Below are 12,754 nucleotides of genomic sequence, written 5' to 3' on the forward strand. Positions count from 1 at the left end.
ATCCCTGTAATTCATGATAGAAAGAAGTTTTCTTATGAGAAATCCGAAACCTAAAGAATGGCAAGCCAAAGAATATAGCCAAAATTATATTGCTGATTACAAAGCCTTCAACTTTGTTGATGGTGAAGGCATTCGAAATAGTTTATACGTGAGCGGCTGTCTCTTTGCTTGTGAAGGCTGTTTCAACAAAGCGGTCCAAAACTTTCGCTATGGTACACCTTTTACGCAAGAACTAGAGGATCGAATCATCGAAGATCTGCGGCATGATTATGTCCAAGGGCTGACCCTCCTGGGCGGCGAACCTTTCTTGAACACAACAGTCTGTCTGAAAGTCGTTGATCGGGTTCGTGCTGAATTTGGGCACAGCAAAGATATTTGGAGCTGGTCAGGCTACACCTATGAAGAATTGCTTTTGGAAACACCCGATAAATTGGAACTTTTATCCAAAATCGATATTTTAGTCGACGGTCGTTTTGAACTGAGCAAACGAAATTTAAACTTGCAGTTTCGCGGCAGCAGCAATCAACGAATCATTGATCTTGCTGCATCTCGGGAACAAGGAAAAGCGGTTATCTGGGCAAAGTGCAAAGATGCTGAAGCAAGCTACGAACAAATCAAAAAACAAATTTAAAAACTAAAAACACCGTGCATCTTGAGGTAACCCCAAAAGTTAGACCAAAAAATCGAACTTTTGGCGGTCACCTCCTCTTCCTTCAAAGATGATGCACGGTGTTTTTTATGTTATATCAACTCAGTGACCAAGCTTTTTACAGGTACTTACTTGCTTCACGAATCGTCAAAGGCGCCAGACTTGTTTGATAGCGAAGAAGAAAGTCGTGGACCCACTGAGGATTCGTCTTGGCATAATCTCGTAAGCTCCAACCAATGGCTTTGTTGATAAAGAATTCAGAACTCCCCAAATTATTGACGAGGACCTCTTCAAGCAGTGGTCGATCCATCTGTTCTTTTTGCAGCAGTTGATGGAGTATTGCCACTCGCCGCAGCCAAAGATTTTCCTCAAGACTCCAGCGAAGCATTTCAGCTTTTAACGCTGGCAGTCGGCGAACTAGTTTTCTGACAACCTCACTTAGGGCATCCACGCTATCCCACCAAGCTTTTGTTATGACTAGCTGTTCAATTTTTGCCAGATCGATGACCGCTAGAAACGGCTCCATCACCACTAAATAATCAATCGCAAGGTATTGGTGTTCCCGATAGCTGCTTTGCCAACAATGATCGATAAAATCCCAATCAACCGTTTTCGTTTGTTTTGCTGCTTTGAAGGTCGCTTTCTCCTGCTGGCGGCGCAACGGCGTAGGAATGCCTAAAAAATCAAACTGATGCCGCATGTAGGCGGCCATTTTTTCACTTCGCTCCTGATCAGCCAACCCCACCATCGTGTCATATACTTGATAGAGTGTCATTTTGCTCCTCCTCTTCTGCCTACTGCTCGTCAGATAGTTGCCATAAGGGAAGTACGATATTTTCATAGGTCAGTGGATCAAGATTTGTGACGGTGATCCCCAAAAGACGGATGCCTTTTTCCAAACCTAAAATTTCTTCCCAAATCAGACTTGCTTCGGAAAATAGCTGTTCTTTTTTATGAACATAGGTTGGCAAGGTCACTCGCTTGGTGATCGTAGAGTAATCACTGTAACGAACTTTCAACACGACCGTCTTGCCATGTTTTTGTGTGCGCTTCAGTGATCTTTCGACTTCTTCTGCGATAGCCCGTAACTGGCTCAATACTTGTTCTTCACTGGTTAATGGATTGCCGTATGTATGCTCTTTTCCAACTGATTTCCGTTCTCTCGTCACACTAACTGGGGAATCATGGATCCCTCTAACTTTCCGATACAAGGAATACCCCATTTTGCCAAATTCACGAATCAGCGTCATCTCACTCCAGCCATACAGATCAGCTCCTGTAAAAATACCTAACTCATGCATCCGCGGAACAGTTTTCTTCCCGATCCCGTGAAATTTATCAATGGGTAATTGTTGCAAAAAGGCCACTGCCTCATCTGGCATCACCACCGTCAATCCTCGTGGTTTATGATAATCCGAAGACAGTTTTGCCAAGAATTTGTTGTAACTGACTCCTGCCGAACAGGTCAGATGAGTCTCTTGCCAGATGTCTCGTTGAATCAAACGAGCGATCTTAATTGCTGAAGGACAATTGATCTTGTTGACTGTGACATCTAGATACGCTTCATCAATAGAAACTGGTTCGATGATGTCGGTGTAACGATGAAAAATTTCTCTGACTTGCTGGGACACTTCACGATACTTTTGATGATTTCCCGGTTTAAAAATCGCTTGCGGACAAAGCTCATAGGCTTTTTGCGCACTCATTGCCGAGTGGATGCCATATTGTCGTGCCAGATAATTGGCGGTCGTGACCACTCCTCGTCCGCCAGTATCACTTGGGTGACGGGCAATGACGAGGGGATGCTTGGCAAGCTCTGGATCATCCCGTTCTTCCACCGAAGCAAAAAAAGCATCCATATCAATATGAATAATTTTGCGGCTCGTATCATTTTTTAAGGGAAATTGTAGTTCCGACATCGTTGTTCACCTCACTTCTTATTATAACCGAACAGAAGTTCCCTATCAAGCAAGGAATCGAGGGAAGCACGCAAAAAGGACCAATCTTCATTGGTCCTTCCTTCTACATTCACTGCTTTTGCGGCCCTCTTCATGGTCCAAGAAGTTCTACTATAAGGCAGCTTCCCCTCGTTCATTAGTGCGAATCCGAATCGCTTCTTCCAACGGGTAGACGAATATTTTGCCGTCACCGACTTCATCTGTCCGACAGATCGATACAATCAGCTCAATCACCGCATCGACTTTTTCATCTGCTAAAACAAAACGGACATTTACTTTTGGTAAAAGAGTTGTGATCACTTCTTGGCCACGAATAAACTCTTTGAGGCCTTTTTGATTGCCGCAGCCCAGCACTTGACTGACTGTCATGCCGCTGATCAAATCAGACTGGTCCAAAGCGGCCTTTAGTTCTTCTAATTTTTCTTGGCGAATAATCGCTTCAACTTTTTTCATGACTGCTCCTCCACTCTTAAGAATCTAACCCCATAAAGGTAGGATAGGCCGTTTCGTCATGTTCGATCCGATCCATCCCCACTGCTTCTTCTTGTTGCGATACGCGAATCGGCATTACCCATTTGATCAAAGTGATAATGACAAAGGATAAGATACCTGCAAATAGAATCGTAAATACGATACTTTCGGCTTGTGCGAGAAAAAGATCAACGCCGCCATAGAGCAATCCTGACCGTCCGCCCACTGCTGGATCCGCAAAGATCCCTGTCATCAAACCACCGAAAATCCCACCTACGCCATGGCAGCCAAAGGCATCCAGCGCATCATCTAAGCCTAGACGATGTTTGATGACAGAAATAAAGAAGTAGCAAAACGGACTGACTAAAGCGCCAATGATAAAGGAAGACCAAAGCGAGACAAATCCCGCACCTGGTGTGATGGCAACTAAGCCCACGACGGCTCCAGTACACGCACCAACGATCGTCGGTTTGCCCAACACGATTTTTTCGATCAGCATCCAAGAAAGCATCGCACTGGCTGCTGCCGTATTCGTGGTCATTAGGGCGTGGATCGCTAGACCATCAGCTGCTAACGCAGAGCCAGCATTAAAGCCAAACCAGCCAAACCATAAAAGGCCAGCACCTAGTACAACAAAGGGAATATTATGAGGACGATATTCGGTTTGATGAAATTCTCGCCGCTTACCGACAACGATCGCTAAGACTAACCCACTGATACCCGAACTGATATGAACGACATTGCCTCCTGCAAAATCGATCGAGCCGATCGCATCTAAGAAACCGCCGCCCCATACCATATGTGCCATTGGAAAATACACGAGAACTAGCCAGAAGCCGATAAATAGGAAAATAGCTGAGAAACGCATTCTGCCCACGACAGATCCAGTAATGATCGCCGTTGTGATCAAGGCAAACATCATTTGAAAGGCCGCAAATAACCCTTCAGGAATCCCTTCTCCTTCTGTCATCGAGACATGATTGAAAAAGACTTTATCTAAATTCCCAATAAATGAGCCTGTGCCGCTAAAAGATAAGGTATACCCTAAAGCGACCCATAGCACAGACGCCAAGCCCATCGTACAAATCACCATCATCATGGTATTGAGGATGTTTTTGCGACGTTCCAATCCTCCGTAAAAAAATGCCAATGCTGGAGTCATAAGAAAAACCATGCCGCTACAAATTAAAATAAATGCAATATTCCCTGTGTTCATTTTTGACGCCTCCTTTTCTTTATGTTAGCTATCCTAACATCATATTTTCAAATAATCTAGATTTTTCTGAGAAAACCGTGAATTTTCTGAAAATAGCTAACTATCGATGTCAGATAACTTAACACAAGTTCGAAAAAAGACAAAAAAATACCGAGAGAATTCTCGGTATGATTACGTTTCTAATTGATGGTAAGCTTGATAAACAAGCTGTTTCTTCACTTGATTGCGTTTAGCCACTTCTTTGATGGCTTCTTTCGAAGACAAGTCTGCCTCTTCCATCAAGGCTGCCACCTGTTCAGCATAGCTTCCTTCATAAACGACTTCAGGGATTTCAGAAGCGCCTTCCACTAATAGACAGCATTCCCCTTTGATTGATTGTTGGTCGAGGTATTCAATCAATTCTGAAAAGGTCCCTCGCAAGTATTCTTCGTGGATTTTCGTCAATTCACGGCAGATAACTGCTTGACGTTCTCCCAATACCTCTTTCATCGTTTCGATCGTCGCTGCGATTCGATACGGTGACTCATAAAAAATCATCGTAGCTTTTTGGCTTGCCAATTCACTTAACGCTTGCTTTTGTTCTTTTTTCTTACGAGGTAAAAAGCCATAAAAAAGATTCGGCTGCGGTGATAAGCCAGAAGCGATCAGCGCGGTCAAACCAGCCGTAGGTCCTGGGAGCGCAATCACTGCGATTCCTTCGACCAAGCACGCCTTGACTAATTCATGACCTGGATCACTAATGGAGGGCATACCAGCATCACTGCATTGGGCAATAGTCTTGCCCATTTGCAGCTGTTCTATCAGCTGTGGCACCCGTTCTTTATAATTGTGTTCATGTAAGCTTTTTTGCGGTGTCGCAATCTCAAAATGATTCAACAATTTCTGGGTATTTCGAGTATCTTCACTTGCGATCAGGTCCGTTTCTTTTAAAATTTTGACACATCGGAACGTCATATCTTCCAAGTTACCGATCGGCGTTGGAACAAGATACAGTTTTCCAGTGTCTTGTTTATAACTTTGCTGCTTTTGCATGTACTGCTCCTTTCGAAAAAAAGACCAGCAGAAACTGATCTTTTTTCTAACGAACCGCTTCGTCTGTCAGCTATTTGCCGCTTTCACGATAGATCACTTCTAGACAAAACGCACAAGGTTCGTCATGTTCTCTGCGAGAACCGTATAAGTCATAACAAACATGAAATCCTTCTTCGTAAATCTTTTCTAAATTCATCCGTGATTTAGAAAGCTCTTGTTTGACCGATTCAGCAGGTGCATCTGCCACTTGGTTCAACTCACGAATGTGTTCACGTAAGCGTTGATTTTCCAATTCTAATGTCGTATTTTTTTCGACGATTTCTTGCAAAGACTGCTTCATTTCCGCTAGATTATTCAAGGAATTTTGCAACTCCGCTTCTAACTGATTCAATCCGTCATATATTGATCGTTTGTCCATGCTCATTATGGTCACCTACTTATTTTGTCACTAGTTCTTCATAATCATACTCGATTGGTGTTTGCCGATCATGCAAACGGACTTTGATCACTCGGCTTAACAGATCCAGCCCAACCACACGTCCTTTGCCATCTGGCGTTTCAACTTCCTTGCCGCGATCCGGCAATTCTTTTTTTGCACGCTCATACTCTTCACTTTCGTACTTAAGACAACACATCAAACGACCACATAACCCTGAAATTTTTGCAGGATTTAAGGAGAGCCCTTGATCTTTAGCCATCTTGATGGACACTGGGATAAAATCGCCTAAAAATGTTGCACAGCATAGTTTGCGACCGCAGGGTCCAACTCCGCCTAGCGCCTTTGCTTCATCCCTGACACCAATTTGGCGCAGTTCGATCCGTGTATGAAATTCACTTGCCAAGTCTTTGACCAACTCACGAAAATCAACGCGGCTTTCTGCAGTGAACGAAAAAATCAATTTTGTGCGCTCAAAGGTATATGCCACCCGAATCAGCTTCATTGGTAGCTGGTGTGCTCGGATTTTTTCTTTCCCGATTTTCAACGCTTCGTCTGCTGCTTTTTGATTGGCGGCAGCTTGCTCCAAATCTTTTTTCGTCGCTCGTCGCAGGATCGGTTTGACTGCTTGAGGCAAATCGCTCTCATTCATTTTTCTGCTTTTGGTAACCACCGTGGCAAGACATTTGGCATCTTGTGATTCCACGATGACTTGTTCATTTATGGTATAGGTCTGTTTTTTTGGTGTGTAAAAATAAATCTGGCCTACGTCATGATAACGCACTCCGACAACTTCGATCATCTCTGGTCTCCTTTTCCGGCTGCTGCGTTTTATCCATAGATGATTTTCACGGAAAATTGTTCTGCCACTCCTTGGAAAGACACATTGGCTTGCAATTTTTTTTGTGCTTGCAATGCGGCTTCAATGGCACGATTGATCTCTTTTCCCCATAAACCTTGTGCCAACAATCGATCTCGTTCCTCTTGAAAGTAAAATAACAAGAGCAAAAAGATTTCTGATTGCTGATTTTTTTCTTTTGCTAGACCCAATAACTTTTTCTGAACAAAAATAAATGCTTGCGGGTCTTTCTTCAAAAGGTAATTCACCCAACGCTTAACAGCATCCTTAGTTTCATTAAACCATTCATCCTGCGAGATTTCAACTGCTTTATGATAACTATTAGTCAAGTGGCTCAGAAGTCGACTCGTCTCTTTGGAAAGTCCTTCTTCTTGCAGCTTCTCCTGTAGTTTTTCTTTTGACAGCGGCGAAAAATGAATGATCTGACAGCGAGACTGAATCGTCGGCAAAATACGTCCTAAACTCTCGGTTTCTAAAATCGCCAAAAAGTTTCCCACCGGTTCTTCCAAAAACTTTAATAGGCTGTTGGCAGCGCTGTTGTTCATTTTGTCTGCTTGAGACAAAATAAAGATTTTCAGACGACTTTCAAAGCCGCTCTTTGAGAACTCCTCTTGCAGCTGCCGAATCTGGTCGACTTTGATCATCTGCCCATCCGGCTCGATTTGGATAACGTCAGGATGCTCTCCTTGGGCGATCCGCAGACAATTGCTGCATGTGCCGCACGGGGCTTCTTCTTGCACATTGGTACAAAAAAGGCGTTTTGCGAGCCACAGACTTAATTCGTGCTTGCCAGTCCCCTTGTCCCCTTCAAAAAGATAAGCATGAGCAATGCGCCCATGCTTGATACTTTTTTTTAGTTGGGCAAAAACAAGAGGCTGATATTCTTGTAGAAATAACTCCTCCATGAAAAGCTCCTTTTTTAATATTGATGGAATCCGTCAACCGGTAGCACGAACACAGTTGCTCCGCCGACTTCGACTTCGACTGGATAAGGAACTTGACCGTCTAAGGAAATGTCTAAAGACATCGGTGTCGAGACATATTGTTTTCTTGATTGACAGGTTTTTTTGATCAATTCTAATGCATCTTGTACCCGATCGTCTTCAATACCAATGATAAACGTACTGTTGCCAGCCTTTAAAAACCCACCCGTTGAGGACAATTTTGTAGCACGGATATTGGCATCAATAAACTCATTTGCCAAACGATTACTGTCTTTGTCTTGTACGATTGCCATAATTAATTTCATGGGACCATCTCCTTTGTGTTATCCAACCTACTCTAGATTGACTTGAAGTAAGCAGGATACGATTCAACGATTGCTGAATAGCTGGATTCAACAACTTCTTGTAACCCCATTCTAGCATCAATCTTATGAATGCGTACAGGATTTTCTTCCGCCAGCTTGAGATACGCATGACGAACCCGTTGGTGAAACTCCAATCCTTCCGAATCTAAGCGGTCATATTGATGTGCGCGGTTTTCTTGGATGCGACGCAAGCCAGTATCAGAGTCAACATCTAGATACAAGGTAAAATCAGGCGTCGTTCCTTCCGTCGCAAACTCGTTGATCCGTGCGATCTCAGGAATCCCGATGCGGCGTCCAGCTCCTTGATAGGCAAGCGAACTGTCAACAAAGCGGTCACAGATCACGATGTGTCCAGCATTCAATGCCGGCAGGACAACCTCAATCAAGTGTTGGCGGCGGGCCGCTGCATAAAGTAAGGCTTCCGTCCGCTCATCCATTTCTTCATTTCGCGGATCTAAAATAATTTTACGAATCTTTTCAGCGATTTTAACTCCGCCAGGTTCTCTTGTTTTCACGATTTTTCTTGTTGCTTCAAGCTGTAACCGAGGATACAACTCTTCGATCACACTGGTTTTTCCAGCACCATCCGGTCCTTCGATGGTTATAAACAATCCATTCACCCTAATTGCCTCCAATATCTTTATAATTCTCGGCGACCTTCTACTGCTTTTAGCAAGGTCACTTCATCCGCGTATTCAATATCGCTGCCCACAGATAAGCCATGAGCCAAACGCGTGACTTTAATACCAGCAGGCTTGATCAAACGTGACATATACATCGCCGTTGCTTCACCTTCCGTGGTCGCATTGGTCGCAATAATCACTTCTTTGACCTGATCATCATGCAGCCGCTGTATCAGCGATGCAATGTTGATATCTTCTGGACCCGTCCCTTCCATCGGGGATAGCACGCCATGCAGCACATGATAAAGTCCATGATACTCTCGGACTTTTTCTAGTGCCATGACATCTTTAGGCTCTTCAACCACTAAAATCGTTTCTTTGTCTCTTGTTGGATCACTGCAGATCTCACAAGGATCTTCTTCAGTTATATTTCCGCAAATACTGCAAAAGTGCAAATCTCGTTTGACACTAAGCAACGATTTGGCAAACTCATTGACGACTTCTTCTTTCATATCGATTGTATAAAATGCCAAACGTGTCGCGGTTTTTTGTCCGATTCCCGGCAGTTTCATGTAACTGTCGATCAATCGGGCGATCGGTTCAGGATATTGCACCGTCATTTCTCCTTTTATAGACCCGGAATGTTTCTTGTGTATTTGCCCATCGTTTGTTCCGATTCTTTTTCAATTTTCTTCAATCCGTCATTGACAGCTAAAATGATCATATCTTGCAGCATTTCCACATCGTCAGCATCAACGATCGCTTCATTGATAGTAATGTCTTGTAACGTCTTATCGCCAGTAAAGGTCGCTTTGACATAGCCATTTGTCGATTCGCCGATAAATTGTTTGCTGTTCAGCGCTTCTTGTTCTTTCATCATTTCTTTTTGCATTTTTTGCATTTGTTTCATCATGCCTTGCATATTTCCCATGCCTCGCATCATTATCAATCACTCCATTTTCATTAATTTTCTTCAATGCTGGTTAATTCACCAAATAACTCTTGCGCTTTTGTCACTAAGTCGTCATTTTCTGGTTCGACAGGAGCGGCTTCGGTCTCTTCTTGGTCTACTTCAATTTCCGAATCTGCCGCTGCTTGACCGCCGGCCAAAAACTCTTGCCGTAGTGCCGGCCAACTTTCTTTTGTGATAAAGACAGCCTGTGGGGCGTAGTCTTTGATCATGCGAGACAATTGATTATGGATCATCAATTGAAACTCTTGGTCGTTACTTGCTCGCTGGCATAAGATCTCATAGTCAAAAGCGATCACGACGCCAGATTCGCTGGCAGCTTTTGCTTCACTGGAATGCAGCATCGCTCTTTGCGTCACGGAAAGAGACATCAAAAGATCGTCCCAAACATTGCGAACGTTTGCCAAGTCTTTCTTCGTTGCACTTTTCAGTACTTGGAACACGCGTTCCTTTGGTAAACGGAACGTAGTGGTCGTCTTGGCTTTCTTCACTGGCGCAGTGGTTTCCGCAACGGCACCTGCCGGTCGATTATCCTGCAGTCGTTGCACCTCTGCCTGAAGTTTTTGCAATGCTTGACGTAACTGCGCCACTTCTTGACTATTATCAGCTGAATTGCTAGCAACAGCAGCACTTTCTGGATCATTGGCTAATTTGACCACAGCCACTTCCAAATAAATCGTAGGATTGTTCGTAAATCGTACTTCATTTTGCGTATCGTTTAAGACCGTGATCCAGTGATAGATTTTTGCTGGCGGGGTATTTTTTGCCAGCGTTTGAAACGCTTCAGTCAACTGCAGCGACTTTTCAGATAGCAGCTGCGGCGCTTGTTGATACATCAGCAAGTCTCGACAATAAACCAACAAGTTTTCCAATAAACGTCGGGCTTCTTTACCAGAGGCTAATAACTCCCGCAAGGTCGCTAACGCATCGGCAACTTCTTTTTCCCCGCAAGCTTGCATCAGACGGTCCATCATTTCATAGGACAAGCTGCCCGTCACTTCAAGAGCATCTTGGGTCGTTACGGTTCCATCACTAAAAGCGATCGCCTGGTCGGTGATACTCAAGGCATCCCGCATACCGCCTTCTGCGGCTCGCGCAATGATCTGTAAAGCTTCTGCTTCGTAATTGATCTCACTAGTAGTAAGGACCGTTTCTAAATGACCCACGATATCTTGCGTATTGATCCGTTTGAAATCAAAGCGTTGGGTTCGGGAAATGATCGTTGCTGGAATCTTATGGGGCTCTGTTGTTGCCAAAATAAAGACAACATTTTTCCGCGGTTCTTCCAATGTTTTTAGTAAAGCGTTGAATGCGCCTGTTGACAGCATGTGCACTTCATCAATGATATAAACTTTGTATTCAGCTTGGGTCGGTGCATAGTTCGCACGATCACGAATAAAGCGAATTTCTTCTACACCGTTGTTGCTTGCCGCATCGATTTCGATCACGTCTTCTTGCGTCCCTGCTGTGATTGAGCGACACACGTCGCACTCATTGCAAGGCTCACCGTTGACCTGGTTCGGACAATTGATGGCTTTGGCAAAAATTTTCGCTGCACTTGTTTTCCCGGTTCCTCGAGGACCCGTAAATAAATAGGCATGCGAGATCTGGTTTTGATCGATTGCATTTTTTAAGGTTTGGGTAATTGCTTTTTGTCCGACAACATCATCAAAACGCTGAGAACGCCAAACACGATATAATGCTTGATAAGCCATAGTTTTCCACACTCATTTCAAAATTCGCTACCTTCTATTATACGTAATATCAGCAAAAAAAACCACCGTTTGCGTGGGGGAATCTCAAAAGAAATGGAAATTTAATCCGCAATCTCCAATTTATCTCTTTTATTCAAATCCACCTTCTAAAGAACCGTTTATTGATGGATTTTGCGAAAAACTCCTCTCCAACTTTAGACTGATAACGTAAATCTCACCTCCTATGGTATAATGAATCTATGTTCATCTATTGTGATGAAAACAATTTAAAGGAGGACTGAAAATGGGTATTATCAAAGCGGCAACAAGCGCAATTGGCGGCGGATTAGCAGATCAATGGCTAGAGGTGATCGAGCCTGACAATATGAGCGATTCGACAGTAATGACAAAAGGTGTCAAAGTGCGGCGTAATGACAAACGCGGTTCCAACAGAAAAGGCACGGAAGATGTCATCACTGATGGCTCAGTGATCCATGTCTATCCGAATATGATGATGTTATTGGTTGATGGCGGGCGAATCATCGATTATACCGCCGAAGAAGGCTACTATACAGTGAAAAACGAATTAGCGCCTTCAATGTTAAACGGTTCATTGAAAGATGCGATTTCTGAAACGTTTGACCGCTTTAAGTTTGGTGGCGTTACACCGCAAAAACAACAAGTTTTTTATATCAATCTACAAGAAATCAAAGGGATTCGCTTCGGTACTTCCTCGCCTTTGAATTATTTTGACAACTTTTACAACGCAGAACTTTTCTTGCGGGCGCACGGAAACTATTCCTTACGAGTTACCGATCCAATTTTGTTCTATACGAATGCGATCCCAAAAAACAAAAGTCAAGTCGATATCAACGACATCAACGAGCAGTACTTAGCTGAATTTTTGACCGCCCTACAAACAGCGATCAACAAAATGTCCGCTGATGGCGAACGAATTTCTTACGTTCCATCTAAGAGCATGGAATTAAGCAAATATATGGGAACAGTTCTTGATGACAGCTGGCGAGAACTCCGAGGAATGGAAATCGTTTCGGTTGCCGTCGCAAGCATCTCTTATACGGATGATTCCGTAAAATTGATCAACATGCGGAACCAAGGGGCAATGTTAGGCGACCCTTCGATTCGTGAAGGCTATGTTCAAGGTTCGGTTGCTCGTGGTATGGAATCTGCCGGTAGCAATGCCGCTGGCGCTACGACTGGGTTTGTTGGCATGGGCATGGGGATGAACGCTGGTGGCGGTTATTTGAACCAAGCGTCACAAAACAACCAACAGCAGATGCAGCAGCAACAAGCACCTGCACAAAGCAACGCAGATCATTGGGACTGCCCACAATGCGGCACATCTAATACTGGTAAATTCTGCAGCAATTGCGGCACGCCTAAACCAACGAGCGATGGACCAAGTCTGAAAATGAAATGCAGCGATTGTGGTGAAGTGATCGATTTAGCCAACGGCATTCCAAAATTCTGTCCGAATTGCGGCAAACCTTTCAAAGGTGTCCCAGTAGACTAATTG

At 43.9% G+C, this 12,754-nt stretch carries 15 protein-coding genes; 2 read left to right on the forward strand and 13 right to left on the reverse strand.

Translation table 11 applies throughout. The features are described from left to right. Positions 1-34 precede the first annotated feature (34 nt). Positions 35-631, forward strand: coding sequence for an anaerobic ribonucleoside-triphosphate reductase activating protein (gene nrdG / locus IGK14_RS09950; protein WP_005229836.1), 597 nt, complete (start codon positions 35-37; stop codon positions 629-631). Between the two features lie 136 nt (positions 632-767). Here nrdG and IGK14_RS09955 read toward each other — a convergent pair whose 3' ends face one another. The 13 genes from IGK14_RS09955 to dnaX form a co-directional block, all read right to left on the reverse strand. Further along, positions 768-1,424, reverse strand: coding sequence for a DNA alkylation repair protein (locus tag IGK14_RS09955; protein WP_010749519.1), 657 nt, complete (start codon positions 1,422-1,424; stop codon positions 768-770). A gap of 19 nt (positions 1,425-1,443) precedes the next feature. Further along, complete coding sequence (gene dinB / locus IGK14_RS09960; RefSeq protein ID WP_010749518.1) at positions 1,444-2,568, reverse strand: DNA polymerase IV; 1,125 nt, start codon at positions 2,566-2,568, stop codon at positions 1,444-1,446. 150 nt (positions 2,569-2,718) lie between these two features. Beyond that, positions 2,719-3,060 carry a P-II family nitrogen regulator gene (locus IGK14_RS09965; RefSeq protein ID WP_005229830.1) on the reverse strand — a complete coding sequence of 114 codons (342 nt, stop codon included), beginning with the start codon at positions 3,058-3,060 and terminating at the stop codon, positions 2,719-2,721. A gap of 16 nt (positions 3,061-3,076) precedes the next feature. Further along, complete coding sequence (locus IGK14_RS09970) at positions 3,077-4,294, reverse strand: ammonium transporter (RefSeq protein WP_005229828.1); 1,218 nt, start codon at positions 4,292-4,294, stop codon at positions 3,077-3,079. Positions 4,295-4,465: 171 nt separating this feature from the next. Continuing rightward, the gene (gene rsmI, locus IGK14_RS09975) at positions 4,466-5,326 is read right to left on the reverse strand and encodes a 16S rRNA (cytidine(1402)-2'-O)-methyltransferase (protein ID WP_154694515.1); all 861 of its coding nucleotides are present in this window, start codon (positions 5,324-5,326) and stop codon (positions 4,466-4,468) included. 70 nt (positions 5,327-5,396) lie between these two features. After that, complete coding sequence (locus tag IGK14_RS09980) at positions 5,397-5,744, reverse strand: DNA replication initiation control protein YabA (RefSeq protein ID WP_080646990.1); 348 nt, start codon at positions 5,742-5,744, stop codon at positions 5,397-5,399. Positions 5,745-5,763: 19 nt separating this feature from the next. After that, entirely contained in the window at positions 5,764-6,564 is an 801-nt protein-coding gene (locus IGK14_RS09985; RefSeq protein ID WP_005229821.1) for a PSP1 domain-containing protein, read from the reverse strand. A gap of 29 nt (positions 6,565-6,593) precedes the next feature. Further along, a complete protein-coding gene (gene holB / locus IGK14_RS09990; RefSeq protein ID WP_005231923.1) occupies positions 6,594-7,526 on the reverse strand; it encodes a DNA polymerase III subunit delta' in 933 nt (310 codons plus the stop codon). 14 nt (positions 7,527-7,540) lie between these two features. Continuing rightward, positions 7,541-7,870, reverse strand: a complete 330-nt coding sequence (locus IGK14_RS09995; RefSeq protein WP_005229817.1) for a cyclic-di-AMP receptor — start codon at positions 7,868-7,870, stop codon at positions 7,541-7,543. A 32-nt stretch (positions 7,871-7,902) separates the two neighbouring features. Beyond that, positions 7,903-8,550: a dTMP kinase gene (gene tmk / locus IGK14_RS10000; RefSeq protein ID WP_005229815.1), complete on the reverse strand. Its 648-nt coding sequence runs from the start codon at positions 8,548-8,550 to the stop codon at positions 7,903-7,905. Positions 8,551-8,570: 20 nt separating this feature from the next. Beyond that, a complete protein-coding gene (gene recR, locus IGK14_RS10005) occupies positions 8,571-9,167 on the reverse strand; it encodes a recombination mediator RecR (protein WP_005229813.1) in 597 nt (198 codons plus the stop codon). Between the two features lie 14 nt (positions 9,168-9,181). Beyond that, positions 9,182-9,496: a YbaB/EbfC family nucleoid-associated protein gene (locus IGK14_RS10010; RefSeq protein ID WP_005229811.1), complete on the reverse strand. Its 315-nt coding sequence runs from the start codon at positions 9,494-9,496 to the stop codon at positions 9,182-9,184. Positions 9,497-9,516: 20 nt separating this feature from the next. Continuing rightward, positions 9,517-11,238: a DNA polymerase III subunit gamma/tau gene (dnaX, locus tag IGK14_RS10015; protein ID WP_010749515.1), complete on the reverse strand. Its 1,722-nt coding sequence runs from the start codon at positions 11,236-11,238 to the stop codon at positions 9,517-9,519. Positions 11,239-11,521: 283 nt separating this feature from the next. Between dnaX and IGK14_RS10020 the strand changes: the two genes are divergently transcribed. Further along, complete coding sequence (locus IGK14_RS10020) at positions 11,522-12,751, forward strand: SPFH domain-containing protein (RefSeq protein ID WP_438712158.1); 1,230 nt, start codon at positions 11,522-11,524, stop codon at positions 12,749-12,751. Positions 12,752-12,754: the final 3 nt, after the last annotated feature.

This window comes from Enterococcus sp. DIV0970a (assembly GCF_051711265.1).
In the GTDB taxonomy this organism is placed as follows: domain Bacteria; phylum Bacillota; class Bacilli; order Lactobacillales; family Enterococcaceae; genus Enterococcus_D; species Enterococcus_D casseliflavus.